Source organism: Pseudomonas sp. zfem004 (genome assembly GCF_032621715.1).
Classification (GTDB): domain Bacteria; phylum Pseudomonadota; class Gammaproteobacteria; order Pseudomonadales; family Pseudomonadaceae; genus Aquipseudomonas; species Aquipseudomonas sichuanensis.
This window is the reverse complement of the sequence record NZ_JAVYJF010000004.1, coordinates 90,508-104,105: the sequence shown is the minus strand read 5'-3', so window position 1 is coordinate 104,105 and position 13,598 is coordinate 90,508. Positions and strand designations below refer to the sequence as shown.

15 protein-coding genes are annotated in these 13,598 nt (G+C 64.9%); 4 read left to right on the top strand and 11 right to left on the bottom strand.

Annotated elements, in window-relative coordinates; all coding sequences use genetic code 11:
- The first annotated feature begins 90 nt into the window (after nucleotides 1-90).
- Nucleotides 91-747 carry an HAD family hydrolase gene (locus tag RTH46_RS05965; protein WP_316905221.1) on the top strand — a complete coding sequence of 219 codons (657 nt, stop codon included), beginning with the start codon at nucleotides 91-93 and terminating at the stop codon, nucleotides 745-747.
- 122 nt (nucleotides 748-869) lie between these two features.
- Here the strand turns inward: RTH46_RS05965 and RTH46_RS05960 are convergent, their stop codons facing one another.
- Both RTH46_RS05960 and ilvA read right to left on the bottom strand, forming a co-directional pair.
- The gene (locus RTH46_RS05960; RefSeq protein WP_232883021.1) at nucleotides 870-1,295 is read right to left on the bottom strand and encodes a DUF2269 domain-containing protein; all 426 of its coding nucleotides are present in this window, start codon (nucleotides 1,293-1,295) and stop codon (nucleotides 870-872) included.
- Between the two features lie 93 nt (nucleotides 1,296-1,388).
- A complete protein-coding gene (gene ilvA, locus RTH46_RS05955) occupies nucleotides 1,389-2,903 on the bottom strand; it encodes a threonine ammonia-lyase, biosynthetic (protein WP_153785487.1) in 1,515 nt (504 codons plus the stop codon).
- 135 nt (nucleotides 2,904-3,038) lie between these two features.
- Here ilvA and rpiA point away from each other — a divergent pair, with 135 nt between their 5' ends.
- The gene (gene rpiA, locus RTH46_RS05950) at nucleotides 3,039-3,713 is read left to right on the top strand and encodes a ribose-5-phosphate isomerase RpiA (protein ID WP_153785486.1); all 675 of its coding nucleotides are present in this window, start codon (nucleotides 3,039-3,041) and stop codon (nucleotides 3,711-3,713) included.
- A 65-nt stretch (nucleotides 3,714-3,778) separates the two neighbouring features.
- Here the strand turns inward: rpiA and RTH46_RS05945 are convergent, their stop codons facing one another.
- Nucleotides 3,779-4,099, bottom strand: a complete 321-nt coding sequence (locus tag RTH46_RS05945) for an I78 family peptidase inhibitor (protein ID WP_316905220.1) — start codon at nucleotides 4,097-4,099, stop codon at nucleotides 3,779-3,781.
- Nucleotides 4,100-4,231: 132 nt separating this feature from the next.
- The gene (locus RTH46_RS05940) at nucleotides 4,232-4,552 is read right to left on the bottom strand and encodes an I78 family peptidase inhibitor (protein ID WP_153787483.1); all 321 of its coding nucleotides are present in this window, start codon (nucleotides 4,550-4,552) and stop codon (nucleotides 4,232-4,234) included.
- A 274-nt stretch (nucleotides 4,553-4,826) separates the two neighbouring features.
- Between RTH46_RS05940 and RTH46_RS05935 the strand changes: the two genes are divergently transcribed.
- Nucleotides 4,827-5,039 carry a hypothetical protein gene (locus RTH46_RS05935; RefSeq protein WP_153787484.1) on the top strand — a complete coding sequence of 71 codons (213 nt, stop codon included), beginning with the start codon at nucleotides 4,827-4,829 and terminating at the stop codon, nucleotides 5,037-5,039.
- On the opposite strand, the gene RTH46_RS05930 is transcribed toward RTH46_RS05935, so the two are convergent.
- From RTH46_RS05930 to RTH46_RS05900, 7 genes are all read right to left on the bottom strand, one after another.
- Entirely contained in the window at nucleotides 5,011-6,021 is a 1,011-nt protein-coding gene (locus RTH46_RS05930; protein WP_153787485.1) for a nucleoside hydrolase, read from the bottom strand. The two genes, RTH46_RS05935 and RTH46_RS05930, sit on opposite strands and share 29 nt — an antisense overlap.
- Nucleotides 6,022-6,127: 106 nt before the next feature.
- Nucleotides 6,128-6,532 carry a D-ribose pyranase gene (gene rbsD / locus RTH46_RS05925; RefSeq protein ID WP_316905219.1) on the bottom strand — a complete coding sequence of 135 codons (405 nt, stop codon included), beginning with the start codon at nucleotides 6,530-6,532 and terminating at the stop codon, nucleotides 6,128-6,130.
- On the bottom strand, nucleotides 6,529-7,437 hold the full coding sequence (gene rbsK, locus RTH46_RS05920; RefSeq protein WP_316905218.1) for a ribokinase: 909 nt from the start codon (nucleotides 7,435-7,437) through the stop codon (nucleotides 6,529-6,531). Before rbsK ends, rbsD begins: the two co-directional genes overlap by 4 nt.
- A gap of 9 nt (nucleotides 7,438-7,446) precedes the next feature.
- Nucleotides 7,447-8,469 (bottom strand): LacI family DNA-binding transcriptional regulator, encoded by a 1,023-nt coding sequence (locus tag RTH46_RS05915; RefSeq protein ID WP_279847911.1) that lies wholly within the window; start codon nucleotides 8,467-8,469, stop codon nucleotides 7,447-7,449.
- 6 nt (nucleotides 8,470-8,475) lie between these two features.
- Nucleotides 8,476-9,471 carry an ABC transporter permease gene (locus RTH46_RS05910; protein ID WP_153787489.1) on the bottom strand — a complete coding sequence of 332 codons (996 nt, stop codon included), beginning with the start codon at nucleotides 9,469-9,471 and terminating at the stop codon, nucleotides 8,476-8,478.
- Nucleotides 9,468-11,021 carry a sugar ABC transporter ATP-binding protein gene (locus RTH46_RS05905; protein ID WP_316905217.1) on the bottom strand — a complete coding sequence of 518 codons (1,554 nt, stop codon included), beginning with the start codon at nucleotides 11,019-11,021 and terminating at the stop codon, nucleotides 9,468-9,470. The genes RTH46_RS05910 and RTH46_RS05905 overlap by 4 nt, the downstream gene beginning before the upstream one ends.
- A 169-nt stretch (nucleotides 11,022-11,190) precedes the next feature.
- Nucleotides 11,191-12,144 (bottom strand): sugar ABC transporter substrate-binding protein, encoded by a 954-nt coding sequence (locus tag RTH46_RS05900; protein WP_279847914.1) that lies wholly within the window; start codon nucleotides 12,142-12,144, stop codon nucleotides 11,191-11,193.
- A 337-nt stretch (nucleotides 12,145-12,481) separates the two neighbouring features.
- On the opposite strand from RTH46_RS05900, the gene RTH46_RS05895 reads away from it, so the two are divergent.
- Nucleotides 12,482-13,573 (top strand): asparaginase, encoded by a 1,092-nt coding sequence (locus RTH46_RS05895; RefSeq protein ID WP_153787492.1) that lies wholly within the window; start codon nucleotides 12,482-12,484, stop codon nucleotides 13,571-13,573.
- The last annotated feature ends 25 nt before the right edge of the window (nucleotides 13,574-13,598 follow it).

Genomic DNA, 13,598 nt, shown 5'->3' with positions numbered 1-13,598 from the left:
GCGCAGCAACGCGCCCGCCAAGCTTATGTGCAGCGAGGTGAAAACTCCGTATTGTGCGGGGCTTCCCGAGGGCTTCTGCGAGACATTCCCATGCGCCTGGCTTTATTCGATCTGGACAATACCCTCCTCGGTGGCGACAGCGACCACGCCTGGGGTGACTACCTGTGCGAACGGGGCATCCTCGACCCGGTCGCGTACAAGGCGCGCAACGATACCTTCTACCAGGACTACCTCAGCGGCAGCCTGGACTTGCAGGCCTACCTGGCCTTCTCCATGGAGATCCTTGCCGCCAGCGAACCTGCACAGCTCGAGCAGTGGCACCGCGAGTTCATGCGCGACTGCATCGAACCGATGATCCTGCCCAAGGCCCTGGCGTTGCTGCAGCAGCACCGCGAGGCCGGCGACCAGCTGGTGATCATCACCGCCACCAACCGCTTCGTCACCGCGCCCATCGCCCGCCGCCTGGGCGTGCGCGTGCTGCTGGCGACCGAATGCGAAACGCAGGACGGGCGCTATACCGGGCGCAGTACCGATATACCCTGTTTCCGTGAAGGCAAGGTGACGCGGCTGAAGCGCTGGATGCTGGAGAACGGCTTCGACCTGGAGGACAGCTGCTTCTATAGCGATTCGCTGAATGATGTGCCGCTATTGGAACAGGTGACCCATGCGGTGGCGGTGGACCCTGACCCGAAGCTGCGGGCTGAGGCTGAGCGGCGAGGGTGGCGGGTGATTTCGCTGCGCGATTGAGAATGCCGGGGCCGCTTTGCGGCCCAATCGCCGGCAAGCCGGCTCCCACAGGGGAAGTGCAAACCCGATCCTTGTGGGAGCCGGCTTGCCGGCGATCAGGCTGCAAGGCAGCCCCAAAGGGTCTAGACCGGCTTGGCGCCCATCAGCCCGGCGATGGACAGGAAACAGACACCGCTGAACACTGCCAGCGCCAGGGTGAACTTCAACCCCACCACCTCGGCCTTGCGCAGCCGGTTCAAGCGCACCAGCAGCCACCACACGGCAAACGCGCCAACGGTATAGATGACGCTGGACGCCAGCACCCAGGTCTGCCCCAGCGGCCAACCCACCAGGTGCACCAGCCACCAGCCCGTGAACGGCATGCTCACCAGGCACAGGCCCATCAGCAGCCAGACGAACACCAGCGGTCGGCGCAGCAGCTTGGCGTAAGCCTCTGCGTCGCCCTTGCGACGGGCGTAGCCGGTCCAGATCGCCAGGCCCAGGGCACCGAGCAACAGCAGCGCGGTGGCGAGGATGTGCAGGGTCTTGAGGGTGGTCAGGTGTTCCATTTCGTGATCGTCCTTCTTGCTGGCGGCCTCATCGCGGGGCAAGCCCGCTCCCACGATGATCTGTGGGAGCGGGCTTGCCCCGCGATGACGTATTCAGCCCAAGAATAGCCGGTAAGCCGGGTTCTCGGTCTCGTCCCAGTAGGGGTAGCCGATCTTGGCCAGCGCCGCCGGCACCAGGTGACGCTCGTCTTCCGGCACCTGCAGCCCCGCCACCACGCGGCCATCGGCGGCGCCGTGGTTACGGTAGTGAAACATCGAGATGTTCCAGCGCCCGCCCAGCTTGTTGAGGAAGTTGAACAGTGCACCCGGCCGCTCGGGGAATTCGAAACGCAGCACGATCTCGTCGCTGGCCCCGGCCGAGTGGCCGCCGACCATGTGGCGAATGTGCAGCTTGGCCAGTTCGTTGTCGGTCAGGTCGGTGACCGGGAAGCCTTGCTCGGTCAACTGCTGCACCAAAGCCGCACGCGGGTCGGTGTCCGGGTGGGTCTGCACGCCAACGAAGATGTGCGCCTCGTCCGAGGTGTGCTTGCGGTAGTTGAACTCTGTGATCTGGCGTTTGCCGATGGCCTCGCAGAAGGCCTTGAAGCTGCCCGGACGCTCGGGGATGGTCACGGCAATGATCGCCTCGCGCTTCTCGCCCAGCTCGGCGCGCTCGGCGACATGGCGCAGGCGGTCGAAATTGACGTTGGCGCCGGAGTCGATGGCCACCAGGGTCTGCCCGGTCACGCCCTTGAGCTCGACGTACTTCTTGATCCCGGCCACACCCAGTGCGCCGGCAGGTTCGGTGATCGAGCGGGTATCGTCGTAGATATCCTTGATCGCCGCACAGATCTCGTCGGTGCTGACGGTAATCACTTCATCCACATGGTGCCGGCAGATGTCGAAGGTGTGCTGACCGATCTGCGCCACCGCCACACCGTCGGCGAACAGCCCGACCTGCGGCAGCACCACGCGCTCGCCGGCAGCCATGGCGGCCTGCAGGCAGTTGGAATCGTCCGGCTCGACGCCGATCACCTTGATGTCCGGGCGCAGGTACTTCACGTAGGCGGCGATGCCGGCGATCAGGCCGCCGCCGCCGACCGGCACGAAGATCGCGTCAAGCTGGCCCGGATGCTGGCGCAGGATTTCCATGGCCACCGTGCCCTGGCCGGCGATGGTGTGCGGGTCGTCATAGGGGTGGATATAGACGAAGCCCTTCTCGTCGACCAGCTTCAGCGAATAGGCCAGTGCCTCGGGGAAGGAGTCGCCATGCAGCACCACTTTGCCGCCACGCGAGCGCACGCCCTCGATCTTGATCTCCGGAGTGGTCTTGGGCATCACGATGGTGGCCTTGATGCCCAGCTCACGGGCGGCCAGGGCCACGCCCTGGGCGTGGTTGCCGGCCGACGCGGTGACCACGCCGCGGGCCAGTTCCTCGGCGCTCAGCTGCGCCAGCTTGTTGTACGCCCCGCGGATCTTGAACGAGAACACCGGCTGCAGGTCCTCGCGTTTGAGCAGCACCGTGTTGCCCAGGCGCTTGCTCAGCTGGCCGGCACTGTGCAGCGGGGTTTCGACGGCAACGTCGTAGACGCGCGAGGTGAGGATCTTCTTGACGTACTGTTCGAGCATCGGGAAAGCATCACTGGGCCGCGGGACAAGGCCTGGGAGTCTACCGCAGCGCTACGTCGGGCGACCACAGCAAAGCCGCGCGAGCCGTTATACTAGGCCCCTTTCGATTTCCGCCCAGCCCCTCCCGGAGCCCGCATGACCCAGGACCAACTCAAACAGGCCGTTGCCCAGGCCGCCGTCGACCTCATCCTGCCGAAACTGGATGAAAAGAGCGTCGTCGGTGTCGGCACCGGCTCTACCGCCAACTTCTTCATCGATGCCCTGGCCCAGCACAAGACCGCCTTCGACGGCGCCGTCGCCAGCTCCGAGGCCACCGCGCAGCGCCTGAAGGGCCATGGCATCCCGGTGTATGAGCTGAACAGCGTGAGCGAGCTGGAGTTCTACGTGGATGGCGCCGACGAAAGCGACGCCCACCTCAACCTGATCAAGGGCGGCGGCGCGGCCCTGACCCGCGAGAAGATCGTCGCGGCCGTGGCCAAGACCTTCATCTGCATCGCCGACGCCAGCAAGCTGGTACCGGTACTGGGCGCCTTCCCGCTGCCGGTCGAAGTCATCCCCATGGCCCGCAGCCATGTGGCGCGCCAGCTGGTCAAGCTGGGCGGCGACCCGGTGTACCGCGAGGGCGTGGTGACCGACAACGGCAACGTCATCCTCGATGTGCACAACCTGCAAATCACCGACCCGGTGGCACTGGAAAGCCAGATCAACGCCATTGTCGGCGTGGTCACCAACGGCCTGTTCGCGGCGCGCCCGGCGGATGTGCTGTTGCTGGGGACCGCTGAAGGCGTGAAGACCCTCAAGGCCGAGTAAGCAGGTCTGACCCATCGCGGGGSAAGCCCGCTCCCACGTGGGAGCGGGCTTGCCCCGCGATTGCATCAGCCGCAGTTGACGCGGGTGACCACACCTTTGTCATCGACATTCAGGTTCAAGCGCTCGGAGCGGTACTCCAGGGTGATCATGTCGTGGGGCTTGAGGATACGCGCCATCTGCGAGCCACTGGCCTTGCGCGCTTGCTCGAGCAACTCCGCGGTAGCCGGCTTGCCGACGGTGAAATCGGCGCCACTGGCTTCGCAGCGGCCATCGTTGCCGACCGGGGCGGCAGGGGCGGCAGTGCCACCCGAAGTGCCGCCGGTGCTGCAGCCTGCGAGAACGGTAGCCAGCAACAGGGTCGCCAGGGAAGCGCGGGTACGGAACATGAATCCTCCTGAAAATCGATGTGGGAATTGCACATGCGACAATTCCGCTAACTGTTTGTTGCAAAACGCCGAATTTTGCCTGAACCTCGCGCCGGGCGGGCAACGCAATCGTGACCGGATTTTGCACCAGACTCAGCGGCATTCCACCTTTATGACCACACCCTTGTCATCGACGCTGATGTCGACTCTATCGTCTCGGCTATCTGCCGTGATGAGCGAACCGGGTTTGAGGAAGCGCATCTGCTGCGAGCCGCTGGCCTTGCGCATCTGCTCCAACAGTTCAGGAGTGGCCTGCCTGCCGATGGCGAAGGCGGCGCCGCTAGCGTCGCAGCGCCCCTCATTGTTGGGCGATGCAGACGGGACTGCGGCTTGACGGGAAGTGGCACCAGTACTGCAACCTGCCAGTACAGTAGCCACCAGCAGGGTAGCCAGGGATGCGCGGAAACGGAACATGAATCCTCCTGAAAGTCGATGCGGCAATGTCCGCTGACAGTTAGCTGAAAAGCGCCGGATTCTGCCTGAACCGCGCCCTAGGCGGGCAACGCAATCGTGACCGGATTTTGCACCAAACCTTCAGTTACACCGGTAGCGGCGCTTATGCTTAAGTCGCAGGGCCGTTGACTGCAAGCCGTGATTTACTGCATTCAATGGAGCGCGCAACGCCTCCCTTCGAACGCCAGGACCCGGTATTCGATTCCTCAGCCCAGGCCCCCAGCGAGAACGCTTCATGAGCAACCACAGCATCGATGCCGACATCAAGGTCAAATGGGACGAAGGCCAGAGTGCCTATAGCCCGGACACCCCCGAAGAACTGGTGCTGATCGCCATCGATCTGCTGGTGCGCGACCGCGGTGGTGAAGCGGCGCGCAGCTTTATCGAGCAGGTGCTGGAACGCCGCGCGCCGCAGGCGGCTATTTCAATCGAGCCAGGCGCGCGCTGAGCAGGTCGAAGAAGCCCTGTGCGTCGCCCTCCTCCACCCAGGTGACATTGGCCGGCTGCTTGAGCACGCCGTACCAGTCGGCGACGGTCTGGCCAAAGGTCGGGCCCTCACGGCTGTCGACCACCATGTGGATGTCCCGCCCTTTGAACAGCTCAGGCTTGAGCAGGTAGGCGATCACACTGGCATCGTGCACCGGGCCGCCAGGCATGCCGTAGGTGTCCATGTCGAACTTGATGTAGGCGTTGAGGATATCCACCACCAGCTTGCTGGCCTTGTTGTTCACCGCCGCCAGTTGCTTGAGGCGTGCATCGCTGGTGAGCAGCTTGTGGGTGACGTCCAGCGGCAGGTAAGTGAGCTTGACGCCACTGGCCAGCACCACCTCGGCGGCGTGCGGGTCGGCATACAGGTTGAACTCTGCCGCCGGGGTGATATTGCCGCCATTGAAGTGAGCACCGCCCATGACCACCACTTCCTTGATGCCCTTGGCGATGTCCGGCTGCTGGATCAGCGCCAGGGCCAGGTTGGTCTGCGGGCCGAGCATGGCGACGGTGATGCTGTGGGGCTCGGCGGCACCCAGGGTATCGACCAGGTATTGCACGGCGTTGCCTTTGACCAAGGGCTGTTTCGGTTCATGCACCTGGACGCCGGTCAGCCCTTCTTCACCGTGCACATTGGCTGCGTAGATCGGCGGGCGCACCAAAGGCCGCCCGGCCCCGGCATACACCGGGATGTCTTCGCGCCCACCCCATTCGCGGGCCAGGCGGGCGTTGCGCGAGGTCTTGTCCAGGCGCACGTTGCCGGCGACCGTGGTGATGGCGCGGATTCTCAGCTCGTCAGGGGAAGCCATGGCCAGCAGCAGGGCAACCACATCGTCGGCGCCAGGGTCGGTGTCGATGATCAGGTCGCGCGGGGCGGCCATCAGCGTGGTAGCGGTTAGCGCAGACATGAGAGCAGCTCCTTGGAGCAGGCGTTTGAGAGACATTCAACACTCCTTGTTGTTTGATGATTGATTCAATCGCGGGGCAAGCCCGCTCCCACGCTCGTGCCCGCGCAGAACCGTGGGAGCGGGCTTGCCCCGCGAGGGTGACTCAAAAAGTAACGCCCGCCACCAGGGCAATATTGCTGTAAGGCTTGCACTCACCCGTGCGCACCACGGCCCTGGCCTTCTGGCATAGCACCTTGAATTCGGCGTGGGTCAGTAGCTGGCGCGCACCGATCTGCCCTTCGCCACGCAAACGTTCAACCTCCACCAACGCCGGCGGCGCAGCTTGCAAGATTTCCTCGGCCAATACATGCCGCTCCACCTGCATCTCGCTCAACACCACCCGCAGCACGCTGGCGAAATCCGGAATCCCCGGCGTAAGCGCCAAGTCGATCAGCTCGACCCCAGGCGGCACCGGCAAACCGGCATCGCCGATCACCACGATGTCGCCATGACCCAACCCGGCAACAAGCCTTGATAGGGCGATGTTCAGCAGCGGCGTCTTCTTCATGGCGCCAGCTCCTGCAAATAGGGAATCGACGGCTGAGCCCCCACCCGAGTGACCGACAACGCCGCTGCACGCTGCCCGAAAACGATTGCGTCGTCGAGCGAAAGGCCACGGGCCAGGCCGGCGGCAAAACCACCGACAAAGGTGTCACCGGCCGCCGTGGTGTCCACTGCATTGACCGGTGCGACAGGGAAATGCCTGTCGCCCTGCCCGTCGACAAACAATGCACCCTGGGCACCCAGGGTGACGATCACCTTCCCTGCCCCCAGCTTTATCAACTGTTCGCCGGCACGGCGAGCACTGTCGAGGTCGGTCACCGCGATCCCGCTCAGCGCCTCGGCCTCGCTTTCGTTTGGGATCAGGTAGTCGATATGGGCGTACCACTGCGCCGGCAGCGGGCCGGTGGCCGGCGCCGGGTTGAGGATCACCGTCTTGCTCAGCTCGCGCCCGCGCGCCAGGGCCCAGGCCACAGTCTCGGCAGGCACTTCAAGCTGGCAGATGATCACCTCGGCTTGCTGCAGCAACGCGTCGAAGCGCTGCACCGCCTCAGGGGTGAGCAAGCCATTGCCACCGGGAATGATGACGATGGCGTTCTGGCTGGCGGCATCCACCACGATCAGCGCAACGCCACTGGAGACCCCTGGGCAGATGCCGACGCCCTGGCAGTCGACACCTTCCACTTGCAGCGCCTCGCGCAGCTGCTGGCCATAGGCATCGTCCCCCACATTGCCGACCATCGCCACGCTGGCGCCCAGCCGGGCCACGGCCACGGCCTGGTTGGCACCCTTGCCGCCGGGCACGGTGAAGAAGCTGTCACCGGCCAGGGTCTCACCACCCCGTGGCAAGCGCTGGGCGCGGGCCACCAGGTCCATGTTGAGGCTGCCAACCACTACCACCTTGGCATTCATGGGCATTCCTTAACGGTAATCGTTGAACAGGTCCGGGCGCGGCCCGGTGGATTCGCGCAGGACGATGCGCGGCGCGACGATGCGCTGCTCCACCGCCCCGCAGCTCGGCGCGCCAATGCGCGACAGCAGCAGCGCCGCCGCGCTGTCGCCCAGCTCGCGGATCGACTGGCCGACGGTGGTGAGCGCCGGGTACACATAACGGCTCAGCTCGATGTCGTCGAAGCCAATCACCGACAACTCGCCCGGCACGTTGATATTGCGTTCGGCGGCGGCGCGCAGTACGCCAAAGCCGATCATGTCGTTGCCGGCGAAGATCGCCGTCGGCCGCTGGCCATCGAGCAGGCGCGCCGCGGCGGCATGGCCTCCGGGGCTGGTGAAGTCGCTGTGCAGCACATGGCCGGCGGCAATGCGCAGCCCGGCCTCGGCCATGGCCCGCCGGAAACCGGCCAGGCGCAGCTGACTGACGCCAGTGTCCACGGGGCCTGCGATGGTGGCGATGTCGCGATGGCCCAGCTCCAGCAAGTGGCGGGTAGCCAGGTAAGCGCCGTGCTCGTGATCGATGCGCACCAGGTCTGCCTCGACGCCGTCCAGCGCGCGGTCGACGATGACCATGGGCGTGCGCACGCAGGCCAGGCTGTCGAGCAGGTCGCGCTCCTCGCCCACCGAGGCGACGATCAGGCCGTCAATGCGTTTTTCCAGCAGCACGCGCAGGTAGCTGCGCTGCTTCTGCGGATCGTCGTCGGAGTTGCACAAGATCACGCAGTAGCCGTTGCGCTCGCAGGCATCCTCGATACCCCGGGCCAGCTCGGCGAAGTACGGGTTGACACTGTTGGGTACCAGCAGGCCGATGGTGGCGGTGCTGCGGGCTTTCAGCGAGCGGGCCACGGCGCTGGGCACGTAGTCGAGCTCGGCGATCGCCGCCTCGACTTTAAGGCGCACGTGTTCGCTGACCGGACGGGTCTTGTTCAGTACATGGGACACGGTGGTGTAGGAAATACCCGCCAGTGCCGCGACATCTTTGATGGTGGCCATGTTTTATCAGTTCCGCCGGTTCGCACGCCGGCTACGGTAAGTGTCGAGCACCACGGCGATGACGATGACCGCCCCGGTGATGATGCGTTTGGTGGGTTCCGAAGCACCGATCTGCGCAAGGCCTGCGGCCAGCACCGAGATGATCAGCACCCCGAAGAACGTACTGATGACCGAGCCGCGCCCGCCCATCAGGCTGGTGCCGCCGATCACCACGGCGGCGATCACCTGCAGCTCCAGCCCAGCCCCGGCGTTGGGGTCGGCGGCCTCCAGGCGGGAAATCTGGAACAGCGCGGCCAGGCCGGCGAGCACGCCCATCAGGGCGAACACCAGGATCTTGTACGGGCGCGGGTCGATACCGGCCAGGCGCACGGCTTCTTCGTTGGTGCCGATGCCGATCAGGTAGCGGCCGAACACCGTGCGGGTCAGCACCAGTTGGGCCAGCACGATCACCAGCAGGCCAATGATGAAGGCCGGCGAAATGCCGAAGGCGATGGGGTTGGAGAACCAGGCGAAGGCATCGCCGATGTAGGCAGTGCGCGAGTCGGTGAACTGGTAGGCGAGGCCCCGGGCCATCTCCAGCACGCCCAGCGAGACGATGAACGACGGGATACGCCAGGCCACGGTAATGCTGCCGGTGATGCTGCCGGCCAACGCCGCCACGGCCATGCCGAGCAAGGCGGCGGGCAGCACGCTCCAGCCCCAGCCGAGGATCGCCACGCTGACCGTGGAGGCGGCCAGCGCCAGCACCGAGCCCACCGACAGGTCGATGCCGCCGATGATCAATACAAAGGTCATGCCCACCGCCAGCACCATCAGGTCGGGGATCTGGTTGGCCAGGGTGCTGAAGGTGGCGTAGGACAGGAAGTGGCTGCTCAGCAACGAGAACAGCACGATCATCGCCAGCAAGGCGCCGGCCAGGCCCAGGTAGGTGCCCAGGCCATAATAGTTGCCGCTGCGGCGGGCGGGCACGGCGCCCGAGGTGTCGAGGGGAGTGGTTTTCATGCGTCCATCCTGGGAGCTGCGTCGTGCAGCAGGGCATCACGTTTCTGGTAGCCGGCAAGGGCGGCGGCAAGCAGCTGGTCCTGGCTCCAGCGGTCACGCTCGAAGGTGTCGATCAGACGCCCGGCGGACAGCACGGCGATGCGGTCGCAGATCAGCATCAGCTCGCGCAGGTCGCTGGACACCACCACCAGGGCCTTGCCCTGGCGAGCGAGTTCGGCAAGCAGGCCATAGATGTCGAACTTGGCCCCCACATCGATCCCGCGGGTGGGCTCGTCAAACAGCAGCACCTGGCAGTCACGCTCGAGCCAGCGGCCGATGACCACCTTCTGCTGGTTGCCGCCGGACAGCTCGCCCACCGCCTGCGCCGGGCTGGCGCTGCGAATGCGCATGGCGCTGATCTGCCGTTCGGCCAGGCTGCGCTCGGCGCCGCTGTCGAGCACACCGGCGCGGGATACGGCGCCCAGGTTGCCCAAGGCGATGTTGGCGCTGATCGACTGGGTCAGCAGCAAGCCTTCGCCCTTGCGGTCCTCGGTGATCAGGGCAATGCCGGCGGCCACGGCGGCCTTGGGCGAGTCGATGCTCACTGGCTGCGGCGGCAAGCCAAGGGCAATCTGCCCGCTGTCGGCGCGGTCGGCGCCGTAGATCAGGCGCAGCAGCTCGGTGCGCCCGGCGCCGATCAGCCCGGAGATGCCGAAGATCTCCCCTGCCCTCACCTCGAACGACACTTCACGCACCTTGTCGCCACGGCTGAGCTTGTCGACCTTGAGCAACGGCGCGCCGATCTGGCGGCGGCCAAGGTCGATGTGTTCGCCCAGCTCGCGGCCGACCATCAGGTTGACCAGCTCGTTGCTGCTGTAGCGCTGGATCGGCTCGGCGCATACCAGCTTGCCGTCGCGCAGCACGGCGATGCGCTGGGCCACGCGCTGCAGCTCTTCGAGGCGGTGCGAGATATAGACGATGGCTACGCCACGCTGGCGCAGGCGCTCGATCTGGGTGAACAGCAGTTCCACCTCACGGTTGGTGAGCATGGCCGTGGGCTCGTCAAAGATCAGCACATGGCAGTCGCCGATCAGGTTGCGGGCGATCTCGACCATCTGCTGATGGCCGATGCCCAGCTCGCCAACCGGGGTGTCCGGGTCGATGGCTTCCAGGCCCACCTGGGCCATGGCCGCCGTGGCCAACTGGCGCAGGCGCTTCTGGCTGATCCAGCCGAAGCGGCTGGGCAGGTTGTCGAGAAACAGGTTCTCGGCGACGGTCAGAGTCGGCAGCAGGTTGAGCTCCTGCATCACCATGCGCACCCCAAGGCGCTCCGCCTCGGCGCGGCTGCCGGGGTTGTAGGGCTGGCCGCGGTAGTGCATCTGCCCGGTGGTTGGGATTTCCAGGCCGCTGATCAGCTTGGACAGGGTCGACTTGCCCGCGCCGTTTTCGCCGGTCAGCGCCAGCACCTCGCCGCCGCGCAGCTCGAGGGTGACGTCGCCGAGCACCGGCTGGGCGTAAGTCTTGCCCAGGCCGCTGACGGCCAGCATGGTTTCATTGGCCGTTACTGACATGGCCACCTCTCTTGATAGAACCAATCACAGCTTGTTGATCTTGCCTGCGTGGGAGCGGGCTTGCCCCGCGAACACCGGCGTAGCCGGTGCCATCCACCGCGGTGCGCCCATCGCGGGGCAAGCCCGCTCCCACGACCACTCAAGCATCAGGTCTCTCACTCACGAACAGTCACTTCGTGATCAATTCCACCGGCGTCTGGATCACATTGTCGGCATCCACGGCAGGCTTCTCGCCCTTGAGCATGGTCAACGCCGCCTGGATGCCATACACCGCCTGCTGGCTGGCGGCCTGGTCGAGGGTGGCGAGCACGCGGCCATCCTTGAGCATCGGCTTGATGGCCTTGATGTTGTCGTAGCCGACCACCTGCACCTGGCCGGCCTTGCCGGCAGCGCGCACGGCCGAGACCGCGCCCAGCGCCATGCTGTCGTTGCCGGCCAGCAGCGCCTTGAGGTCGGGGTATTCGTTGAGCATCGAGGCGGCCACGGCGTTGCCTTTGTCGATCTCCCAATTGCCCGATTGCACCGAGACGATCTTCATCTGCGCGGCTTCCATGGCGTCCTTGAAGCCGGCGGTGCGCTGCTGGGCGTTGGTGGTAGTCGGCACGCCTTCGATGATGCCGACCTGATCGCCGGCCTTGAGCTTCTCTTTGGCCAGGTAATCGCCGACGAGGCGAGCGCCCTTGCGGTTGTCGGGGCCGACGAAGGGCACGCTGATGCCCTTGCTCTTGAGCAGTTCGGGGTCGAGGCGGTTGTCGATGTTGATCACGATCACGCCTTTGTCCATGGCCTTCTTCACCGCCGCGACCAGCGCCTTGGAGTCGGCCGGCGCGATCACCAGGGCCTTGGCGCCTGAGTTGACCATCTGCTCGACGATGCGGATCTGCTCGCCGGTATCGGTTTCATTCTTGATGCCGTTGGCGATCAGCTCGAAATCCTGGGGGTGGGCTTTCTGGTAGTCCTTGGCGCCGTCTTCCATGGTGCGGAAGAACTCGTTGGCCAAAGATTTCATCACCAGTGCGACCTTGGGCGCGTCCTCGGCATGGGCGGCGGTCAGTGGCAGGGCAAGCATCAGCGAAGAGAGTACAGCGACGGCCAGCGGACGACCGGAGAACGGCAGCTTCATGGAAATGACTCCGAATTTTGTGATTTTTATCGGATGCAAACGTTTGCGGTGACTCACTATGGAAACAGGTCCCGCGTTTGTCAAATCCAGTACGTCGGCAAAGCGCCAGCACGCGCGCCAGATTATCCGCAATTTATCCGAAAAACCGAACACTTTTCCTACGTGCGTTCGGGATGCCGAACGACGGCAGCCCGCGCAGTCTCACGCATTCAGGTTACACATGATGAATATCAACGGCTTACAGATGAAAAGCGACGAACGGTCAAGCCTGGTACGAAATCTGCCTGACTGTTGTGCGACACAGCGAACATCTCAATAGGAAGAGAGAAGAAGAACTATGATCCATATCGCACTCAAGGCCTTCACTCCGGCGACCCTGGCCCTGCTGCTGGCCCTGCCGACCACCGTTTCGGCCAAGGAAGCCGAGCAACAACAGAAGCTCGCCAACGTGGTGATCCTCGCCACCGGCGGCACCATCGCCGGTGCCGGTGCCAGCGCCGCCAACAGCGCCACCTACCAGGCCGCCAAGCTCGGCATCGACAAGCTGATCGCCGGTGTACCGGAACTGGCGGACATCGCCAACGTGCGCGGCGAGCAGGTCATGCAGATCGCCTCCGAAAGCATCAGCAACGACGACCTGCTCAAGCTGGGCAAGCGTGTTGCCGAACTGGCCGACAGCAAGGACGTCGACGGCATCGTCATCACCCACGGCACCGACACCCTGGAAGAGACCGCCTACTTCCTCAACCTGGTGGAGAAGACCGACAAGCCGATCGTGGTGGTCGGTTCCATGCGCCCGGGCACCGCCATGTCCGCCGACGGCATGCTCAACCTGTACAACGCCGTGGCCGTGGCCAGCGACAAGCAGAACCGTGGCAAGGGCGTGCTGGTGACCATGAACGACGAGATCCAGTCCGGCCGCGACGTGAGCAAGTCGGTCAACATCAAGACCGAAGCCTTCAAGAGCGCCTGGGGCCCGATGGGCATGGTAGTGGAAGGCAAGTCCTACTGGTTCCGCCTGCCGGCCAAGCGCCACACGGTCAACTCCGAGTTCGACATCAAGACCATCAGCAGCCTGCCGGCCGTGGACATCGCCTACGGCTACGGCAACGTCACCGACACCGCCTACAAGGCCCTGGCCCAGGGTGGCGCCAAGGCGATCATCCACGCCGGCACCGGCAACGGTTCGGTGTCGTCGCGCGTCGTCCCTGCTCTGCAGGAACTGCGCAAGAACGGCGTGCAGATCATTCGTTCGTCCCACGTCAACCAGGGTGGCTTCGTGCTGCGCAACGCCGAACAGCCCGACGACAAGAACGACTGGGTCGTGGCCCACGACCTGAACCCGCAGAAAGCCCGCATCCTGGCCATGGTCGCCATGACCAAGACCCAGGACAGCAAGGAACTGCAGCGCATCTTCTGGGAATACTGATCCCGGCCTGAACCCGCCGCGGCGC

Coding starts and splice junctions, on each gene's coding strand:
- RTH46_RS05910 (WP_153787489.1), bottom strand. CDS start 9,471: ATGAAAACCACTCCCCTCGACACCTCGGGCGCCGTGCCCGCCCGCCGC.
- rbsD (WP_316905219.1), bottom strand. CDS start 6,532: ATGAAGAAGACGCCGCTGCTGAACATCGCCCTATCAAGGCTTGTTGCC.
- RTH46_RS05965 (WP_316905221.1), top strand. CDS start 91: ATGCGCCTGGCTTTATTCGATCTGGACAATACCCTCCTCGGTGGCGAC.
- RTH46_RS05895 (WP_153787492.1), top strand. CDS start 12,482: ATGATCCATATCGCACTCAAGGCCTTCACTCCGGCGACCCTGGCCCTG.
- RTH46_RS05930 (WP_153787485.1), bottom strand. CDS start 6,021: ATGTCTCTCAAACGCCTGCTCCAAGGAGCTGCTCTCATGTCTGCGCTA.
- RTH46_RS05915 (WP_279847911.1), bottom strand. CDS start 8,469: ATGGCCACCATCAAAGATGTCGCGGCACTGGCGGGTATTTCCTACACC.
- ilvA (WP_153785487.1), bottom strand. CDS start 2,903: ATGCTCGAACAGTACGTCAAGAAGATCCTCACCTCGCGCGTCTACGAC.
- rbsK (WP_316905218.1), bottom strand. CDS start 7,437: ATGAATGCCAAGGTGGTAGTGGTTGGCAGCCTCAACATGGACCTGGTG.
- RTH46_RS05960 (WP_232883021.1), bottom strand. CDS start 1,295: ATGGAACACCTGACCACCCTCAAGACCCTGCACATCCTCGCCACCGCG.
- RTH46_RS05905 (WP_316905217.1), bottom strand. CDS start 11,021: ATGTCAGTAACGGCCAATGAAACCATGCTGGCCGTCAGCGGCCTGGGC.
- RTH46_RS05900 (WP_279847914.1), bottom strand. CDS start 12,144: ATGAAGCTGCCGTTCTCCGGTCGTCCGCTGGCCGTCGCTGTACTCTCT.
- RTH46_RS05935 (WP_153787484.1), top strand. CDS start 4,827: ATGAGCAACCACAGCATCGATGCCGACATCAAGGTCAAATGGGACGAA.
- RTH46_RS05940 (WP_153787483.1), bottom strand. CDS start 4,552: ATGTTCCGTTTCCGCGCATCCCTGGCTACCCTGCTGGTGGCTACTGTA.
- RTH46_RS05945 (WP_316905220.1), bottom strand. CDS start 4,099: ATGTTCCGTACCCGCGCTTCCCTGGCGACCCTGTTGCTGGCTACCGTT.
- rpiA (WP_153785486.1), top strand. CDS start 3,039: ATGACCCAGGACCAACTCAAACAGGCCGTTGCCCAGGCCGCCGTCGAC.